The following is a 22,018-nucleotide window of genomic DNA, read 5'->3' on the forward strand; positions in this document are numbered from 1 at the left end:
CCGCCTGAAAAGACGGGGGTTTAGATTGGAAGATTTTGATAAGGATTCTGCTCTACTTCGACAGAACCAAATTATGGCATCTTAATTGCGTGTATCAGACAGATCCTTGCCAAGCAAGATTTTAGGATAGCTTCATGCATCTGTCAATCATAATCTATAGCAGACGGATCACAGACTTGACAGATTTGGATTTTTCGCTTGGCAGTGGGTATGTCCTATGATATACTCGACATACCTCGCTGAGTCAACCTACAAACAATTTGCGAAAGGAAGGATGACCATGAACAGACTTGTTCTCTCGATCACGCTCCTGCTGGCAGTAATTGCTCTCGCAGGGTGTTACACGCAAGTTGGTTACTATGAGCCACGCCCTTTAACCACCAGACAGACCTCCTATCATCACCAAGACAAGCGCCAACGCGACGATGGGGACGAAAAGATGGAATCCGAACAGGAGCCGCAAAAAGAAGTTGAGGCAGAAGGGGAACCGGCTGAAGCAGAAGATGACGGATACTACGGTCGTCGCAAACCGAGCTACGGTTATTCTGATCGTTCGTATCGGTCTTACTACTACGACGACTACGACTATCCCGTTTATCCATACTACTACGGTGGCTATCATCCCCTGTATCCCTATTACAGATATTCCTCTCCATATTATTCATACTATGGATACTACCCCTATTATGGGGGTTATGGGTATCGCCCTTATCGATATCGCTACTCAACGCCACGCTCCAAGATTGGTGATTTGAATTTTGGCAAACGACGTTCACAAAGCTATCGGGGGGTCAGATCCCGTCACCCGTCTTCGAGTCGTCCGGATAGGTCATTGAGGAAGAGTGAAGAGAGTAAAGTTCCTGCCCGCAGTTCGTCTGGGTCACGGCGCGACAGATCCCGAAGATCTGGAAGGAGGTAACAATCCAATGAAAAGATTGATGAAAACCACCATTGCTTGGGTGTTGATATTCACCTGTTTTGTGTTGGGAAGCAGCATCGGAGTTGCGCAGGAGGAGGAAATTGCCGTCGGTAACACTTTCGGTCTTGGCGCAAGGACGATGGGGATGGGTGGGGCATTTCTCGCTGTTGCGGATGATTTCACGACACTGTATTGGAATCCGGCGGGACTCGCTCAGATTAGAAAGTTTGAGTTGTTTAGCGGCCTGTCACACAGCGAACTAGGTGCAGAAACAGAGTTCACTCGCGGCCGTGCTGCCGAAGCCGACAATTCGAACACTCGTCCCAACTCAATAGGCCTCGTGTATCCTTTATATGTCAATCGTGGAGGCTTTGCGTTTGCGCTCGGATATAATCGTCCTCAGAATTTTGATTCGGAGGTTGCCATTCAGGGACTAGACCCGTCTTCGGGTTCGGTGTTTAGCGGATTTGATGTGGATGAAACGACCTCTAAAAGCGGTGGCATGGGTATCTGGAGTTTTGGAATGGGTGTCTTTATATCAAAAAATATCTTGCTTGGTGGCTCAATAGATTTTTGGCATGGTTCAAGTTTCACCGAGTTAAATAGCGCGGCGGAAGACATCAATAACATTGACCCAGAAGTAGCAAGTTTCGCTTTTCACGATACTATGGACCGAGACTATTCAGGGCTAAGTGGTCGGGTCGGTGTGCTTGCTTTCGCCGGGGAAAATGTAACACTCGGTGGAACTGTTACGCTACCAGCAGACCTTGAGGTCAGCGAGGTATGGGAACAACAAACGATAGTGCAATTCGACGATGGTGAAGAAGGCGTGGAGGGTGATGGTGGATCAATCTTATATGATATTGAACGCCCGTTTGAGTTTGGTGGCGGTGTTGCTGTCAAATTCTTAGAAAAGCGTCTGACACTTGCCGGCGATATACAGTTTACAGACTGGACACAGACCCAATATGACCCACTACCAGCGGAAGATGCACAGAATAACTTTAATCGGTATTATGATAGTACTACGCAGGTTCGCATTGGTGCAGAGTATCGTATACCGGGAATCGAAGCCAGTGTACGCGTCGGTTACTTCAGTGATCCAATTCCGTTTCAAGATAGGGAGATAGACAACGATCGAGACTTTCTGACGATTGGGATAGGCAAAATCTTCGACCAGATTATCAAAATTGATATTGCTTACATGCGAGGTTCATGGGCGCAATCAAGTGATTCGCTCACAGAAAGCCAAACATCCAACCGGGTGTTCGTGTCTACGGGCTATCGATATTGAAGGTTGCTATGACGAAGGACAGTTGAACCGCTCAATCGGATTTTCGGTATGACTTGAACTAGACATAAAAAAAGGCGTTGATTCTCAGTCAACGCCTTTTTTTATGCTCTTATGGATATTTGTACTATTCTACCAGTTGAATATATGCCATTTGTGCGGCATCGCTACGTCTTAGTTCACCTCTGATGATACGGGTATATCCGCCATTACGGTCTTGATAACGGGGGCCAAGATCATCGAACAACTTTTGCAAAACATCGTGGTCGTGGATAACCTTGGCGGCCTGACGGCGTGCATGTAAATCCCCTCGTCTAGCGAGCGTAATCAGTTTTTCAGCGATCCGCCTGAGTTCTTTGCACTTTGGCAAGGTTGTGCGAATCTGTTCGTGCTCGAATAATGCGGTGGCTTGGTTGCTAAACAACGCCTTGCGATGTCCGCTTGTTCTCCCCAGTTTCCTTCCCATTTTCCGGTGACGCATGACTATTCATCCTCCCCGATGGATCGGGATTTTCAACATTATATTTTAGGCAACTTACTCATCATTGCCAAGGGTCATCCCTAAAGAAAGGCCCATCTCCGAAAGGATGTCCTTAATCTCGTTCAGGGATTTTCTGCCGAAATTACGAAATTTCAACATCTCTTGTTCAGTCTTAACCACGAGGTCTCGGATGGTTGTGATCTTCGCAGCTTCTAGACAATTGGCGGATCGTACCGAAAGTTCGAGTTCCGCAACAGGCTTCGATAGCCATTTCTCACGCTGCAGTTCTTCCTCGTCGACTTCCTCGACCGGTTCCACGTAGGTTTCATCGAAATCGCTAAAGAGCCTAAGTTGATCTAGCAAAATGTCCGAGGCTTGATTAACCGCTTCTTTCGCAGTGATACTTGCATCTGTCCACACTTCTAGAATAAGCCGGTCATAGTTGGTCATGTGTCCAACCCGTGTTTCTTCAACCACGAAATTGACTTTTGTGACAGGTGAAAATTTGGAATCGACCGGAATAACTCCAATCTGTTGGTTATAGTTCAGATGCTCTTCACCGAACTCATATCCTCTACTTCGACAAACTTGGATTTCCATATTCAAGCCATCGCACTGGTCGAGTGTTGCAATATGTTGGTCTGGGTTGATGATTTCAACCTGTCCGTTTGGTTGAATATCCGCTGCTGTAATGTTACCGGAGCCTTCTGCGGATAAAACCAAGGTGATAACCTCATCCGTGTCAACTCGGAATCGAATTTCTTTAAGGTTAAGGAGGACCTGAGTAACATCCTCTTTCAGCCCATCAAGCGTCGAGAACTCATGCTTCACTCCATCAATAGCAACGGCAATAACAGCAGCACCTTGAATCGAAGAAAGCAGGACGCGTCGAAGCGAGTTACCAATAGTCGTTCCAAATCCTCGCTCAAGCGGTTCAGCGATAAATTTACCATAATCAGGCCGCAGGTTATCAAGGTCCGTAACGAGGTGTTTTGGCTTGGTGATTTCCCTCCCTGTCATCTATCTTAATCCTCCTACAAGTGGCTGTGTTATTTGGAGTAAAGTTCAACGATTAGCTGTGTTTGGAGGTCTGTGGTAAGCTGCTCGACGTTTGGCAACATCCTAACAATTCCCTCTTGTTTGTCGATATCCAACTCAAGCCAATCTGGCGTACCCCGGTGTTGAGAACGTTCTAATGCTTCTTGAATAACTGCCACGTTACGACTTTTCTCGCGTGTTTGAATAACATCGCCAGGTTGTATTAGGTAAGAGGGAACATTGACTTTTTTTCCGTTCACAAGGAAATGGTTATGTGTAACAAGTTGTCGAGCCTGCAAGCGTGAGTTGGCGAAACCGAGACGGTAAATCACGTTGTCCAACCGACGCTCCAATAATGTTAGCAAATTCTCTCTTACGACACCTTTCTGATGTGCGGCTTTTGTATAGTAGTTTTTAAACGGCTTTTCTAAAATACTATAGATGCGCTTCGATTTCTGCTTGGTCCGTAATTGGCGCCCGTAATCTTTGACTTTAGGCAGTTTCTGACCATGTTGACCGGGCGGATAACTACGACGCTCAAATGAACACTTCGGGGAATCGCAGCGTTGTCCCTTCAAAAAAAGTTTCTCACCTTCTCTTCGACATAACTTACATACAGAACCTAAATATTTGCTCATCAAAATCTTCGGTATGGAACCCCCTTGCTTTAGCATGGGGTGGAAATACCGTTCCTTTTTTCGTAGTTTTGTAATCTACCTTGCATTTTTAGATAGATTCGTGATAAAACCTAATCCGTAACTCGATGACTTAGGAAAAACGCTCGTTTTTCGCTCCCCTCTCCGCGTGGTAGCGGACAGGTGTGGTTTGTCTGAGGTTTTGCCCGGGTGTTGAAGTGACGCTATCACCGATACGTCGTGAATACACCTAAACGGATGCTGTGGCCGTTCGGTGGCGGGCATGTAAACTTACGAGCCAGAGCCGAAGAACCCAGTAAATCCCAAGGGGTAAGCAACAAGCCCCAATCCTTTAGGGTGGGGTAGCTGACTCTTTTCTGGTTAGATTAGGACCATTTCCCCTTTTCTTAAAATCCCAATTTGCAAACGTTAGACGCGCCGCCGTTTAGGTGGTCGACAACCGTTATGAGGAATTGGGGTTACATCTTTCATCGCGGTAATTTCTAGCCCAGCTGCTGAAAGGGATCGAATTGCGGACTCTCTACCGGACCCCGGTCCCTTGACCCTTACCTCAACCCGTTTCATGCCATGTTCCATTGCCTTCCTAGCGCACGTTTCCGCTGTTTGTTGGGCAGCAAATGGTGTCGATTTCCGAGAACCCCGAAAGCTGCTACCTGCACTTGCCCACGCAATCGCATTCCCGTTGAGGTCGGTAATCGTTATAATCGTATTATTAAAGGTTGCTTGGATATGCGCAATTCCTTCGGAAACGCTCTTTCGTTCTCGCCTCCTTGGACGGCTAGCGGAACCTGATTCTCGCAAAACTAATCTCCTTTCTGAAGCTCAATGCACAAGTGGTATTAACCCCCCTTACGCGCTGCTTCTTTTGCCTTTCTTCCGACCGAAATCGTCTTTGCTTTCCCTTTGCGCGTCCGGGCATTAGTGCTCGTCCGCTGTCCCCGTGCAGGTAACTGCCGGCGGTGGCGCAATCCACGATAACTGTTGATATCCATTAACCTTTTGATATTCAATTCAACTTCGCGTCGTAGGTCTCCTTCAACCTTGTAATCTTGGTTAATCGTTTCTCTTAACCGGCTGATTTCGGACTCATCAAGGTCTTGGGACTTTTTGTCCGGATCGATATGTAGATCCTCGACCATTTTTGAAGCGGTTTGGCGCCCAATCCCATAAATATAGGTCAGGGCAATGTCGATTCTCTTCGTTCGGGGTAGATCAACACCAGCAATTCTTGCCATGTCTTTTTCCTCCTTGCGCGCTAGGTAAAGTGGTTAACCTTGTCTTTGCTTATGCTTTGGATCCGCAGAGCAGATAACGCGGATAACACCTTTTCTTTTGATAATTTTACACTGATTGCACATCTTCTTTACTGAGGAACGGACTTTCATCATCTCTCCTTCACTGGAAAATAAACCCTATCTTGTGCGACGTCCTCTCACCCGTCTGTCCTTCAAGAACCCTTCGTAGTGTCTCATCGTCAAATAGGATTCAATTTGCGACACTGTATCTAATACAACTCCCACGACGATTAAGATTGAGGCACCACTGATTAACGCCCCAGTGCCTAGCCAGCCTTGCAGAAGTAAAGGGAAAACCGCAATTGCGGCGAGAAATACCGCACCGGGTAAAGTAATCCTGGTTAAGGTATCGTTAATATAGTCTGCGGTCCTCTTCCCCGGACGAATGCCCGGAATAAATCCACCATACTTCCGCAAGTCATCCGCCATTTGCACGGGATTAATCTGAACGGCTGTGTAGAAGTATGTGAAACCGATAATTAGTAGGGCGTAAATCGCCCAATATAAGGGGCTAGTTGCACTGAAAGCTGCCAACAGTCCACCAATCCATGCCCATGAGGGAAATTGACTTTGCATAAGGCCCAGCACCGTTGAGGGGAATTGCATCAGGGTAACGGCGAAAATAATTGGAATCATGCCGGCTGCATTGACACGCAGCGGGATATGGGTCGCTTGCCCTCCCATCACCTTACGTCCGACAACTCGCCGTGCATATTGGACAGGAATTTTGCGGATACAGAAGGTGATATACACGGTTCCCATAATCGCCACAACTCCCAAGGCGAGGAAGATGACCAGTTTCGGAAGGTCAATTTGACGATTAAGGAGTTGGTTGAATATTGTTTGGATTCCACCCGGCATGCCCGAAAGAATGCCGATTGTAATAATCAGAGAAATGCCTTGCCCAATTCCCCGTTCTGTAATTTGTTCGCCAAGCCACATAACGAAAGATGTGCCAGCCATCAAAGTAATCATGGTTAGCAAAGTCCACCAGATACCCGGATTCGTCACGATTTCAATGTTTTCGCTTCTAATAACGGCTCCAGGTCTTTGCAGCATCAGGCTAATCATAATGCCTTGGATGGCACTAAGAATAACAGTGGCATAGCGTGTATACTGGGTAATCTTTTTCCGTCCGTCTGGTTCTTTGGAAAGTTTCTCAAGGAAAGGGATAACGACGGTAAGGAGCTGCATGACGATCGACGCACTGATATACGGTTGGATACCGAGCGCAAAGATTGTCATCTGCTTGAATGCACCACCGGAAAATAGATCAACGAAATCCAAGACGCTTCCACCGGTGCGACCTCTCAAACTATCAAAAAACTTTTCTAATTCGATATCGTCAATGCCGGGAAGTGTGATGTGTGCGCCCAAGCGATAAACAATTAGCAGTAGTGCTGTAAAGATAATCCGTTGTCGCAATTCTGGAATTTTGAAAGCGTTTTGGAATGCCTTAATCACTTAAATCACCTCAATGGTACCACCGCTTGATTCTATCTTTTCAATAGCAGACTTTGAGAATTGGTGTCCCTGTACCGTTAATTGCTTTTCGAGATTACCTTCTCCAAGAACTTTGATCTTCCCGTGTTTCTTTTTTGTAATTCCAGCTTCCCGCAAAATCTCAGGGGTGATCGTTGTCCCGTTATCAAAATGGTTGAGTGTCTGGATGTTTACGATCTCATACTCAATCCGCTTATGTGCAATTCTTCTGGGCCCCCGCTTAGGCAAACGTCTCACTAACGGCATCTGTCCGCCTTCAAACCATGCGGGAATGGAGACACCAGCACGGGATTTCTGCCCTTTATGACCACGACCACAGGTTTTACCCCAGCCTGAACTTTCGCCACGTCCAACTCGCTTCCGATGACGCGTCGATTTTTCTGCAGGTTTGAGTTCGTTTAGTTTCATTGATATTTACTCCACTTTATCGATTGACAGTTACGATTAGAAGTTCTTATTTTGGTTCAGGACTAAATTTTCCGAACGAATTAGGCGCACATCCGATTGAGATCATGGGAAAAGAGGATTAGTCGCGCAATTCCTCAACCGTTTTTCCACGAAGGCGAGCCACATCGTTGATGTCCTGTAGACCTTTTAGGGCTTCCATGGTGGCTTCTGCTGTGTTTTTTACGTTTCGAGAACCGAGTCGTTTGGTCAGGACATCTTGGACCCCGGCAAACTCCAAAATAACTCTTGTTCCGGGTCCAGCGATAATCCCAGTACCGGGACTGGCTGGCTTGAGCAGAACCTTTGCACCGCCATATTTCCCAATGATTTCATGGGGGATGGTGTTTCCTGATAGAGGCACACGAATCAGATTCTTTTTCGCATCAGCAATACTTTTACCTATGGCCGATGGAATTTCATTTGCACTCCCAAATCCAAGTCCAACCACGCCCGATTGATCTCCCACGACAGAAAGCGCATTAAAACTCGGAGTTCTTCCGCCTTTGCGAACACGCATCACACGGTTGATATCTATTGGGCGTTCTTCAAATTCAAATTCATCAGGATTTATTCTTTCCCTCAAAAGCAATTCTCCTTCATTATCAAGCATCTGTTCATCTTGTAAACACGCTTATAGTAGTTTCGCTTACAACAATTTTCAGAATTGGAGTCCCTCTTCTCTGGCAGCATCGGCAAGCGCTTTGATTCTTCCGTGATAAAGATTTCCACCACGGTCAAAAACTACTGATTCAATTTGATGCTCTTTTGCTCGGCGAGCGATTAATGTGCCCACTTGTTCCGCTGCACTGATGTTGCCTTGTGTTGAAAGGCTATCTTTCAACTCTGGTGATAGGGTTGAGGCTGCAATAAGCGTATTGCCGGCTTCGTCATCAATAATTTGGGCGTAAATATGCTTCAAACTCCTGAAAACCGAAAGCCTCGGTCTTTCTCTGGTCCCAATTATTTTTTCTCGTACCCGCTTCTGTCGCTTATGCCTCGCGATGTATTTTGCCTTAGACCGGTCCAACGATTGTTCCTCCAATATTAATAAAAAAGGATCGACAAATCCGGTTACGATAATTTTGGCTTACCGACTTGTAAATCCTTTAGTCTACAAAAATATAGCAATTAAACCGCTACCCTACACTCCAGTTTTGCCTTCCTTGTTACGGACGCGTTCACCTTCGTAACGAAGTCCTTTGGAAGGTTCGTAGACTTCGGGTTTCTTGATTTGACGGATTGAAGCAGCAACCTGACCAACAAGTGCTTTGTCAATACCGTTCACCGTTATTGGTGTGTGAGGTTGACCGCCCACAGTTTCGGAATCACCTACGCTCAAGGTTATACCTTCAGGAGGCTCATAGGTTACTGGATGGGAATACCCGACATTTAAGACTAAACGTTTTTGGCGGTCTATTTCTGCACGATATCCAACGCCAACGAGGATGAGTTTTTTTTCAAAACCTTCGATCACACCTGTTACCATATTGGCGATGAGGCTTCGTGTCAATCCGTGTAACGATCTGTGCGTTTTCTGATTTGTCAATCTCTCAATCATGATGGATTCGTCTTCTAAACTGACGACTATGCCTGCCGGAATTGTCCAGTTGAGGGTGCCTTTTGGACCTTCAACAGTGATGTCGTTTTGGTCCAAAGCGACCTTAACTTTTGAATCCATCGTAATTGGCATTTGTCCTATTCGTGACATTATATTCGTCTCCGAATTCAAATGAAAAATTACCAGATATAACAGAGGACTTCACCACCAATGCTAGATTTCCTGCATTCGGAGGCTGTCTTAATACCTTGCGAGGTAGATAATATAGCAATCCCTAAATTTCCATACACACTAGGAAGTCGGTCTGTTTTCGCGTACACACGCCGTCCTGGTTTGCTAATTCTCTTGAGTCCCGTTATAACCTTTTCTTTGCCTTCGCCATACTTCAAGTAGATGCGCAAAATACCTTGTTTGCCGTCATCAATCCAACGATAATTGCGGATATACCCTTCCTCATGTAGGGTGCGGGTTATTTCCATTTTTAGTTTTGATGCGGGTATTTCGACGCGCTCATGTCCAACCATATTCGCATTGCGAACACGGGTCAGCATATCCGCAACCGGATCTGTCATTGACATCAGTGTTCTCCTTTACTCGTGCCGACAAATAAGGTACTACCAGCTTGCCTTTGTGACTCCCGGAATTTTACCCGATCTTGCAAAGAGGCGAAAACAGATTCGGCAAAGATCAAACTTTCGCAGATAACTGCGGGCTCTGCCACAGCTACGACAACGATTATATTTTCGAACCTGAAACTTCGGGGTTCTTTTTTGCTTGGCAATGAGAGCTTTTGTTGCCAAATGAAGACTCCTTTCCTTCACTCCTATCAAGGGGTAGCATACCCATGCTAAGATTCTCTAAACGGCATTCCCATCAGACGTAGTAATTCGTGTCCTTCTTCATCGGTTGGAGCAGTTGTTCCAATAGTAATATTTAGTCCGCGAATTTCACTTATGGTGTCGTATTCGATCTCTGGAAAAATGACTTGCTCTTGGAGACCCAAGGAATAGTTACCGCGCCCGTCAAAGGAATCCGGGGAGAGTCCACGAAAATCACGAATCTGGGGAAGGACGACGTTGACGAGTTTATTAAAAAATTCATACATCCTATCCTGCCGCAAGGTTGTTTTACAGCCGATAGCCATACCTGTGCGGACCTTGAAGGCTGACACAGATTTCTTGGCACGGGTAACAACTGCCCGCTGCCCACTGATTTGTGTCAGTTCTTCGACGGCATTATCCAAAAGTTTCGAATCTTGTATAGCAGCACCAACCCCTATATTGAGGGTTATCTTGTTAAGCTTTGGCACCTGCATAATATTTGAATAGTTGAAACGTTGTTGCAACGCGGGGAAGACTTCTTCTTGATAAAAAGCTTTAAATATACTCATTAATTCTTACCTTCTAGTCGCGTTCAGCAGACTCACCACATTTTCTGCACACACGTATGTGGTATGTTTTCGTCCGCCCTCCAATTTCCTTCTCAACGGTACTGCGCTTTGTTCGGGTGGGCGCATCACATTTTGGGCAAATCAACTTTAGGTTAGCGATATTAATTGTCCCTTCTTTTTCGACAACGCCACCTTGCGGTGCTTGCGGGTTCGGACGGGTATGCCTTTTGATCATGTGGATCCCTTCAACAGTGGCACGGCGTTTATGCGGCAGCATTTCTAGAATGACACCTGTTTTACCCTTATCCTTCCCACTCAATACTAACACGTTGTCGTTTTTCCTTATATGAAATCTAGTTTGCAACGGTACTACCTCCTAAGGGACTCTATATGACCTCTGGTGCTAAAGAGACAATTCGTGCAAATGCTTTTTCTCTGAGTTCGCGAGCAACGGGACCGAAAATGCGTGTTCCACGAGGCTGGTCTTGGGCATCAATCAAAACGGCAGCATTCCTATCGAATTTGATATAAGAACCATCGAGTCTACGATGTTCCTTGGTTGCACGCACGACGACAGCTCGTACAACATCTCCCTTTTTAACTTGGCTATTTGGATTTGCTTCTTTCACACTTGCCACAATTACATCACCAACTCGTGCGTAGCGCCTTCTACTACCGCCGAGCACGCGAATACACATAAGCTGCTTTGCTCCTGTATTATCCGCACAATTTAATAGAGTGTATGCTTGAACCATCGGTCATTACCTTCCTGAGTGTAACCCCGTCTTCCACTTACGCATCGATTGATTCTGTTTTGGAGACGACCTGGCGAACTTTCCACCGTTTACGACGACTGAGCGGGCGAACTTCAACAACTTGGACGAGATCGCCGACACGACATGTATTCTGCTCGTCGTGAGCCAGAATCTTTGTGGAACTTCTCACAATTTTCTTATAAAGGGGATGCTGATAAGTCCGAACAATTTCAACGGCGACGGTTTTATCCATCCGATCGCTTGTTACAGTACCCGTTCTGAGTTTCCGATTTCCTCGCTGATGCTTGTCCACGCTTTTCCTCTCGTAACTTTAGTTATGGTGACTCTTCGATTCCGAGTTCACGTAGCCGAAGAATCGTATGAATCCGTGCGATATCCTTCTTGCCCTTTTTTAATTGGGATGTATCTTCAAGTTGCCCTAGTATGCTTCGGAACTTGATATTAAACGCAGTGTCCTTAAAATCTTGAAGGTCGTTTTCTAACTCCTCAGATGATTTGTTGCGCAACTCATTAGCGGTCATTGTTTGATTATTCTCCCGTTCGACTGATAAACTTCGTCTCAATCGGCAATTTGTGTGCTGCTCTGGTCATGGCTTCTTTTGCTTCATTTTCTGGGACACCGCTCAATTCATATAAGATGCGCCCCGGTTTAACAACAGCCACCCAAAACTCTGGCGCTCCTTTCCCGCTTCCCATTCTGGTTTCAGCGGGTTTCTTCGTTACGGGCTTATGCGGAAAGATTTTAATCCAAACCTTTCCCCCACGGCGCACATGACGTGTGATTGCGATTCGCGCAGATTCAATTTGGCGGCTTGTAATCCAACCCGGCTCCATTGCTTTCAAACCATACTCGCCGAAATCTATTCGTGAACCTCGGTAAGGTTTACCACGGCGTTTTCCACGCTGCACTTTACGGTGTAGAACCCGTTTGGGCATTAACATTTTATGTACTCCTTCTAATTCATACTCGTGAACGAACGTTTACGATCTTGTATTCTCACGATTGGTTCTACGTGGTCCCCGTCGCCTATCCTGATCTCTTCTTCGTCTGGGTCTACCTTCAGATCTCGCTGGTGGACCTTCTCTCTCCGAAAAGCGTGCTGGCCGTCTTTCAGAAGAATCAGTTGGCACCTCCATAGCACGGCTGGAAGGGGAACCTGTTCCTGGAAGCTCCGGTCTGCCAATAATCTCGCCCTTAAAGATCCACGTTTTAATGCCAATCTTACCGTAGGTTGTATCGGCTTCAGCAAAGCCATAATCGATATTCGCTCTGAGCGTATGCAGCGGCACCCTGCCTTCAATATTTGATTCGGAGCGTGCCATTTCAGCGCCTCCAAGTCGACCACCGATACTGATTTTAGCCCCTTGGGCGCCGGCTTTCATTGAAGCGATAATACTTTTCTTCATTGCCTGCCTAAAATTGGATCTGCGTACAATTTGCAGTGCAACCGCTTCAGCGACAAGTTGGGCATCTAATTCAGGGCGCTTAATTTCGGTGACATTAATCCGAACAGTCTTCTCACCGTTTGACCCTGAATCTGTCTGCAGGATGTGCTCTAAGTCTGCTTGTAACTTTTCTGCTTCAACACCACGCCGGCCAATGACGATACCAGGGCGCGCTGTATGTATATGAATATTACACCTATCGCCAACCCTTTCGATTTCGATACGAGAAATGCCGGCACGTGACAATCTTTCCTTAATGAAAGACTGAATTTTCAAATCCTCATGAAGCCATTGGGCATACTCTTTCTCGTTGTACCATTTCGAGTCCCAATTTTCAATGATGCCTAGGCGTAGTCCACGCGGGTGCGTTTTCTGTCCCACTAAACTCTCCTCCAAAATTCGGTTGGGCAAAGGTTGTCGAACGACGGAGGTAAAGGAACATGGGTCAGTCTATTCCGAAGACCGGTAGGATTCTCAATACTCATCTTCACTTTCCTCTTCGTCTAGTACGACTGTAATATGGCACCTACGATGTAAGATCCTGTTTGCCATACCTCGTGCCCGTGGGCGAAACCATCGTCGGGTAATGCCATCGTTGACGACAATCTGTTTGACAACTAGATTGCTCTCGTCAATAGTGGCACCCTGCTGTTGTGCATTATGTCGTGCATTCGCGGTAGCTGATTGAATCAGTTTGCGGATTACAGGAGAGGCTGCTTTATGTGTAAATGTTAATTGATTTATTGCCTCTTCGACGTATTGATCCTTAACTAAATCAGCGACCAAACGCGCTTTGCGCGGGGCAATCGGCACGTTTCGGATACTTGCTCGAGCCTCCATGTTAAAAATCTCCTAAATTAGCTTGAGCATTTGTAATAACTTCCGCTCATCATCTCAATTTTTTGAACGTGGGGTGTACGAAAACCGAGTTTATCTTTGTAATTCAGTATACTTTATCTTGCTCCCCCACTCGCATGCGCTCTGAATGTACGAGTAGGAGAAAATTCACCCAGTTTATGCCCCACCATGTTTTCTGTGATATAAACAGGGAAAAATTTCTTGCCGTTATGAATGGCAAGCGTATGACCAATTAGGTCCGGGGTCACCATAGATCTGCGAGACCATGTGCGAATCACACGTTTGGTCCCAGACCGATTCATCGCTTCGATTTTTTTGAGAAGTTTTGAATCTATGTAAGGCCCTTTTTTTACAGAACGGGGCATGACGCTCCTCCTGAATATGGTCGAAAAGACACGAAACCTCTATGTCAGTTGAGATAAATTACTTCCGCCGACTGACAATATATCTGCCAGATCGTTTTTTAGGATCTCTTGTTTTATATCCTTTGGTTGGAACTCCCCACGGTGTTACGGGGTGTCTTCCACCAGCACTTTTTCCTTCGCCACCGCCATGCGGATGATCATGGGGATTCATTGCCACACCGCGCACTTTGGGACGATGTCCTTTCCATCGGTTTCGTCCTGCTTTACCGATAGATAGGTTTGCGTGATCAACATTACCGACCTGTCCAATCGTTGCCATACATGTCACAGGAAGCAAGCGAACTTCGCCGGAAGGCATTTGAATACGTGCGTACTTTCCTTCACGGTCTACTAATTGTGCCACAGCACCTGCGCTTCGTACGAGTTGCCCGCCTTTACCCGGCTGCATTTCTATGTTATGTATCGAAGTGCCGAGAGGGATCCTTTCAAGCGGCAAAGCGTTGCCAACTCTGATGGGCGCATCTGGTCCAGCGTTTAATACATCATCAACCTGTAGTCCTAGAGGTGCGATGATATAGCGTTTCTCTCCATCGGCGTAATGAAGCAGGGCAATACGGGCAGATCGACTCGGGTCATACTCGATCGAGGTAACCTTAGCGGGGATTCCACATTTATCACGCTTAAATTCAATAGCTCGATACCGTCGTTTATGACCACCACCGCGCCTACGGACGGTCATACGCCCCAACGAATTACGCCCCCCCTTTTTCTTTAATCCCGTTGTTAGCGATTTTTCGGATTGCCGCTGGGTCACCTCTTCAAAAGCGTCCCCTGTAATAAATCGACGACTGGGTGTGACGGGTGAATATGTTTTAACTGCCACGCTAAATCCCTCCTAGTAAGGCTTCAAACGTGCGTCGCTAGATTGTTTCAAAAGCCTCAATGATTGTTCCTTCAGTAACAGTGATGATTACCTTTTTCCAGTGAGGTCGTCGCCCCTGCCGATACCGCCAGAATTGTCCTTTGGTCTTCCCGCTAACCTGCATGGTATTAATCTTCACAATCTTATCCTTGAGATCGAATAGTTCTTCGGCCGCTTTACGGATATCCGCTTTATTAGCCTTAATATCAACAACAAAGGCGTATTTGTTCGATTCTCTGAGGATTGTGGTCTTTTCTGTTATTAACGGTTGCTTGATAATCCGATATGGGTCTTTCATCTATGCTTCCTCAACTGATAAATCATCTGTTGGCTGAGCGAACTTTTCTTCTATCTTTTCCGCTGCACTTTCAGTGAAGACAATCTTATCATGCCAAAGCACATCGTACACATTAAGGGTATTCCAAACACAACTGTTTACGTTCGGGATATTCCGTACAGATAGATGGATATTAGATTCGGATTGACCGAGGACAAAGAGGACTTTATCCGCGATCCCTAAATTCCCTACAAGTTGAACCATATCCTTCGTTTTCGGAGCATCTAACGTAAAGTCTTCAATCAGAATGCAATCATCACTTTGAAATTTGGCTGCTAAAGCCGATTGTAATCCGAGTTGACGTATCTTCTTCGGGGTGCGTTGACGATAGCTGCGCGGCTTTGGGCCGAATGCAACGCCGCCATGCACCCGTATTGGAGATTGGCCGTCTCCGACTCGGGCACGACCTGTTCCTTTCTGGCGATATAGCTTTTTGCCACTCCCACGGACTTCTGAACGTGTTTTGGTGGAAGCAGTGCCTCGACGTTGGTTTGCAAGGTGCGCAACGACGCACTGATGTATAACTGCCTCATTAACAGTTGCATTTATGAATGCGTCAGATAACTCTCTTTGTTTTAGGGTATCTCCAGAACGATCGTATACGTCTAAAGCTGCCATGCGTGATAATCCTCAAAAGGGTATATTTATTGTTCAGCCTTTACTGCCTTCTTGATAATAAGTAGTCCATTAGGTGGGCCGGGAACAGCACCTTTAACAAGCAATAGGTTTCTGTCAGAATCTGCTTGGACAATCTGTAGATTCTGGGTCGTCGCCTGTTTCCCACCATGCCGTCCGGGCATCTTTTTACCTTTGAAAACGCGCGAGGGCCATGCACTATGGCCGATGGAGCCCGGGCGCCGATGGTTTTTTTCACTACCGTGTGTCTGTTTCATACCCGCAAATCCCCACCGTTTAACCACACCCGTGAATCCACGCCCTTTCGATGTTCCCGTCACATCAACGAAATCCCCAGGCGAGAAAATGCCCACGTCAATGCTTGAGCCAACGTCCAAACCTTCTGTACTCTCAACACGCACTTCCCGCAAAAATCGATGTGGTGTGACATTCGCTTTTTGGAAATGTCCGCTTTCAGGGCGATTGACCTTGTTTTCGCGCCGAGAGCCGAAGCCTAATTGGATGGCATTATAACCCTCACGGTCTTGCGTTTTAACCTGTACTATCGGGCAGGGACCCGCTTCGACAACCGTGACTGGGATTGCAGCCCCGGATTCGTCAAAGATTTGTGTCATGCCAATCTTTTTTCCTAATATTCCACTACTCATGTTACATCTCCGCAACGAGGGTGTTCAGGTTCAACGACGTGTGCCTACAGAAGCGTAATTTTGACATCAACGCCAGCTGGTAGATCTAAGCGCATTAGCGCATTAACTGTCTTGGGAGTCGTCTGTAAAATATCCAGTAACCGTTTGTGAATGCGCATTTGAAACTGTTCGCGGGATTTTTTGTCTTTGAATGTCGATCGCTGTACAGTGTAAATGTGCTGCTTAATCGGAAGCGGAATCGGGCCCGAGACTAATGCGCCTGTCCGCCGGGCGGTCTCCGCGATTTGACCCGCGGAGTGATCTAACAAACGGTAATCAAATGATTTCAGACGAATCCTGATTTTCTGGTTATCCATTGATACTCCAACCAAATTTGGTTCGTTAGTTCATTGGTGCATTACTGAACTAATGCACCAATGTACCTCGGGTGGTTATTACTCAATAACCTCTGAAACAACACCGGCTCCGACGGTGTGTCCACCTTCACGAATGGCAAACCTCAGCTCCTCTTCCAGAGCAATGGGTTTGGTGAGTTCAACGGTAATTTGGATATTATCTCCGGGCATTACCATTTCAACGCCTTCGGGAAGATTCATCACACCCGTCACATCCGTTGTACGGAAGTAGAACTGCGGACGATAGCCACTGAAAAATGGTGTCCAGCGACCACCTTCGTCTTTGTTCAGAATATAGATTTCAGCCGCGAAATTCGTGTGCGGGGTAATACTGCCCGGAGCGGCGAGAACTTGCCCGCGCTCAACGTCCTCACGTTCAATACCACGAAGCAGGACACCGACATTATCGCCTGCGCGACCTTCGTCAAGCAGTTTACGGAACATCTCCACGCCGGTTGCAACCGTGTCAGTGGTCGGTGCAAGCCCAACAATTTCAACTGTGTCGCCAACATTAACAATACCGCGTTCGACACGACCGGTCACAACCGTGCCCCGTCCAGTGATTGAGAAGATATCCTCTACAGGCATTAGGAAGGGCCTATCAACATCTCGAACCGGTTCCGGAATCCAACTGTCACATGCCTCCATAAGTTCTAAAATTGACTTACATTCTTCGGCGTTCGGATCCCCACCACTTTCCATAGCTTCGAGGGCAGACCCGCTAATAATTGGGATGTCATCGCCGGGGAACTCATATTCAGTGAGTAGTTCTCGAACTTCGAGTTCTACTAACTCTAGGAGTTCTTCGTCGTCAACCATGTCTGCTTTATTCAGGTAGACAACGAGACTCGGCACATTCACCTGTCGTGCCAAAAGAACATGCTCACGGGTTTGGGGCATGGGACCGTCAGCAGCGGAGACAACAAGGATTGCACCATCCATCTGCGCCGCACCGGTAATCATGTTTTTAATGTAGTCAGCGTGTCCGGGACAGTCTACGTGAGCGTAGTGTCGATTTTCCGTCTCATACTCAACGTGCGCGGTGTTAATGGTAATCCCACGTTCCTTCTCTTCGGGAGCCGCATCAATCTCTTCGTAAGTCTTTACATACTCACTTCCAGAGAGATTTGACAACACCATAGTAATTGCAGCTGTTAATGTGGTCTTACCATGATCAACGTGTCCAATTGTGCCAACATTGACGTGTGGCTTAGTCCTTTCAAATTTTGCCTTTGCCATGAGTAAATCTCCTCACATTCTAGTAAACTTAAATAACCTCCGTTGACCTCACTGCTAAACTCTGGCAACAAGCCATGTCAACAGCGGGAACGGTTAAACAGTAAATCATTTTGATGAGATAATTTCTTCAGCAATACTCTGAGGAACGGAACTATAATGTGCAAACTCCATTGAATAAGTTGCCCGTCCTTGCGTCAAAGAACGGAGCGTTTTTACATAGCCGAACATTTCAGCAAGTGGAACATAGGCTTTGATAACCTGCGTTCCGGACTTGGGGTGCATATCTGTCTGGAGAATTTGTGCACGACGCGCATTTAAATCCCCCATTACCTTTCCCAAATAGTCATCCGGAGCAATAACTTCAATCTCCATGATTGGTTCAAGCAGTATCGGATTTGCGCGTTTCACTCCGTCTTTGAAGGCGATCCGAGCGGCGTTTGAAAATGCAATCTCTGAAGAATCAACGGGGTGGTAAGAACCATCATACAATCGCACACCTACATCAACGAGGGGATAACCCCCTAAAGTTCCGGCGGTTATTGCCTCTTCAACCCCTTTACGAACAGCGGGTATATACTCTTGAGGAATAGCGCCTCCCTTGATTTCGTTGACGAATTCAAAACCAGATCCTTGTTCTAATGGATAAATTTCAATGACCACATGTCCGAATTGACCGCGCCCACCGGATTGACGAACAAAACGCTCGTTCGCTGTTACGGAACGTTGGATAGTCTCACGGTATGAAACTTGAGGTTGGCCAATCTCTGCTGAAACCTTAAATTCTCGAATCAAGCGATCCACAATAATTTCTAGATGTAACTCTCCCATGCCGGACAGGAGTGTTTGTCCTGTTTCTGAGTCCTGATGAACCTTAAAAGTTGGGTCTTCTTCAGCTAACTTTGATAGTGCGATGTTCATCTTTTCGATATCCGACTTGGTTTGAGGCTCGATAGCGATGGACATTACTGGAGATGGAAATGCCATTGATTCCAAGACGATTGGGTCATTCGGATCGCAGATAGTATCCCCAGTCATCACGGACTTGAAGCCAATGATGGCAGCGATATCGCCTGCATAGATGGCTTGGCGCTCCTCACGCTTGTTTGCGTGCAGCTGCATCAATCTGCCGATCCTTTCAAACTTTCGGTGCGTACTGTTATATACAGTCATCCCTTTCGCCAAAACACCGGAGTAAACACGGAGGAATGTGAGTTTGCCAACGTGCGGATCGGTTGTAATTTTGAATGCTAGCGCAGAAAAAGGCGCATCATCATCTGCTAAACGGGTTCCTTCCTCTTCAACTTCTGGATCCAAGCCGGTTACTGGTGGAACATCTGTTGGGGAGGGCAGATAATCGACCACTGCATCTAGTAACGGTTGGACGCCTTTATTCTTGAGGGCGGTGCCGCACAAGACGGGAACAATTTTTCCGCTTAACGTCGCACTCCTCAAACCCGCTTTAATCTCTTCTTCCGATAACTCAACCCCATCAATATATTTGGCTAAGAGGTCATCGTCACACTCGGCAATTGCTTCTAACATCTGTTCCCGATATTCCAGAACACTTCCCATCATTTCATCCGGAATATCTGTCTCAAACATTATAGATCCGGAACTGGCTTCGTCCCATGCCAAGCCTTTGAGTGAAATCAGATCGACAATGCCATTGAAACTTTCCGCAGAACCGATTGGCAATTGAATTGGGACTGCCGAAGTACCGAGCCGTTCGACCATCATTTCGACTGTTCGGAAAAAGTCTGCACCGGTTCGATCCATTTTATTGATCAGTGCAATGCGTGGCACCTGATATTTGTCTGCTTGTCTCCAAACTGTTTCTGATTGAGGCTCTACGCCGCCCACTGCACAGAAAACAGCGACAGCTCCATCAAGGATTCGCAGCGATCTTTCAACTTCAACCGTAAAATCGATATGTCCGGGAGTATCAATAATGTTGATACCGTGTCCATCCCATTGGCACGTTGTTGCGGCAGCAGTGATGGTAATACCTCGTTCCTGTTCCTGTGCCATCCAATCCATTGTCGTTGTGCCGTCGTCGACCTCGCCCATACGATGCACTTTGCCTGTGTAGTACAACATGCGTTCGGTCACAGTTGTCTTGCCTGCATCAATGTGTGCCATGATGCCGATGTTGCGTGTATGGGTCAATGGAAAGCGGCGCTGCTCTATAGAACGCCGCTTTTCAGAGGTCATTTGATTTCGTTTTGTTGCTCTCATTTTTCTTCAAACTTTCCGTGATACAATAAAAAGATAAAAAATTACCGCCCCGATAGATCCCCGATAAGTCGGGACAGGCGGGATTTCGCTGCGCTCAACTTACCATCGATAATGTGCAAACGCCCGATTCGCCTCTGCCATGCGGTGTTGATCAAGTTTTCTGCGAATTGAAGCCCCATCATTCCCAGCGGCATCTAATAGTTCTCCCGCCAGCCGCTCTGCCATCGTTTTCTCTCCACGCTCTCTTGCAGACTGGATAATCCAACGGAGTGCCAATGTTGTGCGACGTTCTGCCTTAACATCAACGGGAACTTGGTAGGTTGCTCCCCCAACTCGCCGAGACCGAATCTCAAGAACCGGTTTAACGTTGTTAATTGCGTCGTGGAAGACTGTGAGTCCATCTTGGTTGGCACGTTTCTCAACAATGTCAATACTATTATATAGAATCGCGCGAGCAACACTTTTTTTTCCACGAGCCATTAAGAAGTTTATAAATTTCGCAACCAGCTTACTATTATATTTTGGATCTGGGAGTACGTCCCGTTTAACAACTTCTGCACGACGTGGCATACCTTATCTGCCTCCTCTAACCGGTACTCTTTGCGCCATATTTGGATCTGGCTTGCCGCCGATTTTCAACACCCGCTGTATCTAATGTGCCTCGGACAATGTGATATCTGACATTGGGCAAATCCTTGACTCTCCCGCCTCGCACGAGTACAACTGAGTGTTCTTGAAGATTATGATCTATGCCGGGGATATAGCAGGTAGCTTCTTGACCGTTCGTGAAACGGACACGAGCGACCTTGCGAAGTGCCGAATTCGGTTTCTTAGGTGTTATTGTCCTGACTTGTAGACAGATGCCGCGCCGTTGGGGGCAGCTTTCCAAGACTGGAGATTTGCTTTTCTTGCTTGTTCTTTTTCGAGATTTTCTGACTAGCTGATTTATTGTTGGCATATCGACCTCGATTGACTAATGATGTGCAGGCATAAATAAAGCCCCGCCATGGGGGCTCACAAAGTTGTCCTCTATAACGAAGTAACTGTGAAAAACACGCCAGAGTGTTTTAGAACTATAGAGTCCTCCCCTTTCCGCCCAATTTGAAGCGAAAATCCTAAGTTAGCGTCAAAGGACGAATTATACCAAACTGACAATTGAATGTCAAGCACTTTTCTATGTTTTTTGTTAAGTTTTTTACACTGCTCCGAAATTAACGGAATATTGCTGAATGATATTTCCACAAATTAACTACATCCGTATCGCCGGTTCTTGGACGGTGTCCAACAATCGGGTGATTACAGCATCGGAATCAACGCCCTCAGCTTCCGCGTGAAAATTGGTGAGTACGCGATGCCGGAGGACGGCATGTGCCACCGATTTAACGTCTTCTATAGATGCGTTCACGCGCCCCCGTAGAATGCCGCGTGCTTTCGCACCAAGGATGAGGTACTGCCCCGCCCGTGGACCGGCACCCCACCTCACCCACTGTTGGATGAAATCTGGTGCATCTTTGCCTTTGGGACGGGTTGCCCGCGCTAACTGGACCGCATACTGCACAACGTTATCAGCGGCTGTAACCCGGC

General features: G+C 46.7%; 34 protein-coding genes. 2 read left to right on the top strand and 32 right to left on the bottom strand.

Going from position 1 to position 22,018, the window contains the following annotated elements; genetic code table 11:
- Positions 1–280: 280 nt before the first annotated feature.
- Positions 281–919, top strand: coding sequence for a hypothetical protein (locus J4G02_06085; GenBank protein ID MCE2394146.1), 639 nt, complete (start codon positions 281–283; stop codon positions 917–919).
- 7 nt (positions 920–926) lie between these two features.
- Positions 927–2,213: an outer membrane protein transport protein gene (locus tag J4G02_06090; GenBank protein MCE2394147.1), complete on the top strand. Its 1,287-nt coding sequence runs from the start codon at positions 927–929 to the stop codon at positions 2,211–2,213.
- Between the two features lie 124 nt (positions 2,214–2,337).
- Here J4G02_06090 and rplQ read toward each other — a convergent pair whose 3' ends face one another.
- The 32 genes from rplQ to J4G02_06250 all read right to left on the bottom strand — a co-directional run.
- Positions 2,338–2,691: a 50S ribosomal protein L17 gene (gene rplQ / locus J4G02_06095; GenBank protein ID MCE2394148.1), complete on the bottom strand. Its 354-nt coding sequence runs from the start codon at positions 2,689–2,691 to the stop codon at positions 2,338–2,340.
- A 54-nt stretch (positions 2,692–2,745) separates the two neighbouring features.
- Positions 2,746–3,711, bottom strand: a complete 966-nt coding sequence (locus tag J4G02_06100; GenBank protein ID MCE2394149.1) for a DNA-directed RNA polymerase subunit alpha — start codon at positions 3,709–3,711, stop codon at positions 2,746–2,748.
- A 29-nt stretch (positions 3,712–3,740) separates the two neighbouring features.
- Entirely contained in the window at positions 3,741–4,367 is a 627-nt protein-coding gene (gene rpsD, locus J4G02_06105) for a 30S ribosomal protein S4 (GenBank protein MCE2394150.1), read from the bottom strand.
- A 426-nt stretch (positions 4,368–4,793) separates the two neighbouring features.
- Positions 4,794–5,186: a 30S ribosomal protein S11 gene (gene rpsK / locus J4G02_06110; GenBank protein ID MCE2394151.1), complete on the bottom strand. Its 393-nt coding sequence runs from the start codon at positions 5,184–5,186 to the stop codon at positions 4,794–4,796.
- Positions 5,187–5,224: 38 nt separating this feature from the next.
- On the bottom strand, positions 5,225–5,620 hold the full coding sequence (rpsM, locus tag J4G02_06115; GenBank protein MCE2394152.1) for a 30S ribosomal protein S13: 396 nt from the start codon (positions 5,618–5,620) through the stop codon (positions 5,225–5,227).
- Positions 5,621–5,653: 33 nt separating this feature from the next.
- Positions 5,654–5,770 carry a 50S ribosomal protein L36 gene (gene rpmJ, locus J4G02_06120; protein ID MCE2394153.1) on the bottom strand — a complete coding sequence of 39 codons (117 nt, stop codon included), beginning with the start codon at positions 5,768–5,770 and terminating at the stop codon, positions 5,654–5,656.
- Positions 5,771–5,797: 27 nt separating this feature from the next.
- Entirely contained in the window at positions 5,798–7,144 is a 1,347-nt protein-coding gene (secY, locus tag J4G02_06125) for a preprotein translocase subunit SecY (GenBank protein ID MCE2394154.1), read from the bottom strand.
- Complete coding sequence (gene rplO / locus J4G02_06130; protein ID MCE2394155.1) at positions 7,145–7,591, bottom strand: 50S ribosomal protein L15; 447 nt, start codon at positions 7,589–7,591, stop codon at positions 7,145–7,147.
- A gap of 118 nt (positions 7,592–7,709) precedes the next feature.
- Entirely contained in the window at positions 7,710–8,213 is a 504-nt protein-coding gene (gene rpsE / locus J4G02_06135; GenBank protein MCE2394156.1) for a 30S ribosomal protein S5, read from the bottom strand.
- Between the two features lie 75 nt (positions 8,214–8,288).
- Entirely contained in the window at positions 8,289–8,657 is a 369-nt protein-coding gene (rplR, locus tag J4G02_06140; GenBank protein ID MCE2394157.1) for a 50S ribosomal protein L18, read from the bottom strand.
- A gap of 114 nt (positions 8,658–8,771) precedes the next feature.
- Positions 8,772–9,338 (bottom strand): 50S ribosomal protein L6, encoded by a 567-nt coding sequence (rplF, locus tag J4G02_06145; GenBank protein ID MCE2394158.1) that lies wholly within the window; start codon positions 9,336–9,338, stop codon positions 8,772–8,774.
- Between the two features lie 29 nt (positions 9,339–9,367).
- Positions 9,368–9,766: a 30S ribosomal protein S8 gene (rpsH, locus tag J4G02_06150; GenBank protein MCE2394159.1), complete on the bottom strand. Its 399-nt coding sequence runs from the start codon at positions 9,764–9,766 to the stop codon at positions 9,368–9,370.
- Between the two features lie 36 nt (positions 9,767–9,802).
- Positions 9,803–9,988 carry a type Z 30S ribosomal protein S14 gene (locus J4G02_06155; GenBank protein ID MCE2394160.1) on the bottom strand — a complete coding sequence of 62 codons (186 nt, stop codon included), beginning with the start codon at positions 9,986–9,988 and terminating at the stop codon, positions 9,803–9,805.
- A gap of 47 nt (positions 9,989–10,035) precedes the next feature.
- Positions 10,036–10,578, bottom strand: a complete 543-nt coding sequence (rplE, locus tag J4G02_06160) for a 50S ribosomal protein L5 (GenBank protein MCE2394161.1) — start codon at positions 10,576–10,578, stop codon at positions 10,036–10,038.
- A 13-nt stretch (positions 10,579–10,591) separates the two neighbouring features.
- Positions 10,592–10,942 carry a 50S ribosomal protein L24 gene (gene rplX, locus J4G02_06165; protein ID MCE2394162.1) on the bottom strand — a complete coding sequence of 117 codons (351 nt, stop codon included), beginning with the start codon at positions 10,940–10,942 and terminating at the stop codon, positions 10,592–10,594.
- A gap of 22 nt (positions 10,943–10,964) precedes the next feature.
- Positions 10,965–11,333 (bottom strand): 50S ribosomal protein L14, encoded by a 369-nt coding sequence (gene rplN, locus J4G02_06170; GenBank protein MCE2394163.1) that lies wholly within the window; start codon positions 11,331–11,333, stop codon positions 10,965–10,967.
- Between the two features lie 37 nt (positions 11,334–11,370).
- On the bottom strand, positions 11,371–11,586 hold the full coding sequence (gene rpsQ, locus J4G02_06175; GenBank protein MCE2394164.1) for a 30S ribosomal protein S17: 216 nt from the start codon (positions 11,584–11,586) through the stop codon (positions 11,371–11,373).
- A gap of 82 nt (positions 11,587–11,668) precedes the next feature.
- The gene (gene rpmC / locus J4G02_06180) at positions 11,669–11,875 is read right to left on the bottom strand and encodes a 50S ribosomal protein L29 (protein MCE2394165.1); all 207 of its coding nucleotides are present in this window, start codon (positions 11,873–11,875) and stop codon (positions 11,669–11,671) included.
- A 7-nt stretch (positions 11,876–11,882) separates the two neighbouring features.
- The gene (gene rplP / locus J4G02_06185) at positions 11,883–12,296 is read right to left on the bottom strand and encodes a 50S ribosomal protein L16 (GenBank protein ID MCE2394166.1); all 414 of its coding nucleotides are present in this window, start codon (positions 12,294–12,296) and stop codon (positions 11,883–11,885) included.
- Between the two features lie 39 nt (positions 12,297–12,335).
- A complete protein-coding gene (rpsC, locus tag J4G02_06190; GenBank protein MCE2394167.1) occupies positions 12,336–13,181 on the bottom strand; it encodes a 30S ribosomal protein S3 in 846 nt (281 codons plus the stop codon).
- Positions 13,182–13,274: 93 nt separating this feature from the next.
- Positions 13,275–13,640, bottom strand: coding sequence for a 50S ribosomal protein L22 (gene rplV / locus J4G02_06195; protein MCE2394168.1), 366 nt, complete (start codon positions 13,638–13,640; stop codon positions 13,275–13,277).
- 113 nt (positions 13,641–13,753) lie between these two features.
- On the bottom strand, positions 13,754–14,023 hold the full coding sequence (gene rpsS, locus J4G02_06200; GenBank protein ID MCE2394169.1) for a 30S ribosomal protein S19: 270 nt from the start codon (positions 14,021–14,023) through the stop codon (positions 13,754–13,756).
- A 58-nt stretch (positions 14,024–14,081) separates the two neighbouring features.
- Positions 14,082–14,906, bottom strand: a complete 825-nt coding sequence (gene rplB, locus J4G02_06205) for a 50S ribosomal protein L2 (GenBank protein MCE2394170.1) — start codon at positions 14,904–14,906, stop codon at positions 14,082–14,084.
- Positions 14,907–14,943: 37 nt separating this feature from the next.
- Positions 14,944–15,243 carry a 50S ribosomal protein L23 gene (gene rplW, locus J4G02_06210; GenBank protein MCE2394171.1) on the bottom strand — a complete coding sequence of 100 codons (300 nt, stop codon included), beginning with the start codon at positions 15,241–15,243 and terminating at the stop codon, positions 14,944–14,946.
- Positions 15,244–15,900 (bottom strand): 50S ribosomal protein L4, encoded by a 657-nt coding sequence (gene rplD, locus J4G02_06215; protein ID MCE2394172.1) that lies wholly within the window; start codon positions 15,898–15,900, stop codon positions 15,244–15,246.
- Between the two features lie 26 nt (positions 15,901–15,926).
- Positions 15,927–16,565 carry a 50S ribosomal protein L3 gene (gene rplC, locus J4G02_06220; GenBank protein ID MCE2394173.1) on the bottom strand — a complete coding sequence of 213 codons (639 nt, stop codon included), beginning with the start codon at positions 16,563–16,565 and terminating at the stop codon, positions 15,927–15,929.
- Positions 16,566–16,609: 44 nt separating this feature from the next.
- A complete protein-coding gene (gene rpsJ, locus J4G02_06225) occupies positions 16,610–16,921 on the bottom strand; it encodes a 30S ribosomal protein S10 (GenBank protein ID MCE2394174.1) in 312 nt (103 codons plus the stop codon).
- Between the two features lie 78 nt (positions 16,922–16,999).
- A complete protein-coding gene (gene tuf, locus J4G02_06230) occupies positions 17,000–18,199 on the bottom strand; it encodes an elongation factor Tu (GenBank protein MCE2394175.1) in 1,200 nt (399 codons plus the stop codon).
- Positions 18,200–18,304: 105 nt separating this feature from the next.
- Positions 18,305–20,410: an elongation factor G gene (gene fusA, locus J4G02_06235; GenBank protein ID MCE2394176.1), complete on the bottom strand. Its 2,106-nt coding sequence runs from the start codon at positions 20,408–20,410 to the stop codon at positions 18,305–18,307.
- Positions 20,411–20,533: 123 nt separating this feature from the next.
- The gene (rpsG, locus tag J4G02_06240) at positions 20,534–21,004 is read right to left on the bottom strand and encodes a 30S ribosomal protein S7 (protein ID MCE2394177.1); all 471 of its coding nucleotides are present in this window, start codon (positions 21,002–21,004) and stop codon (positions 20,534–20,536) included.
- 16 nt (positions 21,005–21,020) lie between these two features.
- Positions 21,021–21,392 carry a 30S ribosomal protein S12 gene (gene rpsL, locus J4G02_06245; GenBank protein MCE2394178.1) on the bottom strand — a complete coding sequence of 124 codons (372 nt, stop codon included), beginning with the start codon at positions 21,390–21,392 and terminating at the stop codon, positions 21,021–21,023.
- 291 nt (positions 21,393–21,683) lie between these two features.
- Positions 21,684–22,018: AAA family ATPase (locus tag J4G02_06250; GenBank protein ID MCE2394179.1), on the bottom strand; the 335-nt coding region annotated here is incomplete at its 5' end.

It is taken from the genome of Candidatus Poribacteria bacterium (genome assembly GCA_021295755.1).
Lineage (GTDB): Bacteria > Poribacteria > WGA-4E > WGA-4E > PCPOR2b > PCPOR2b.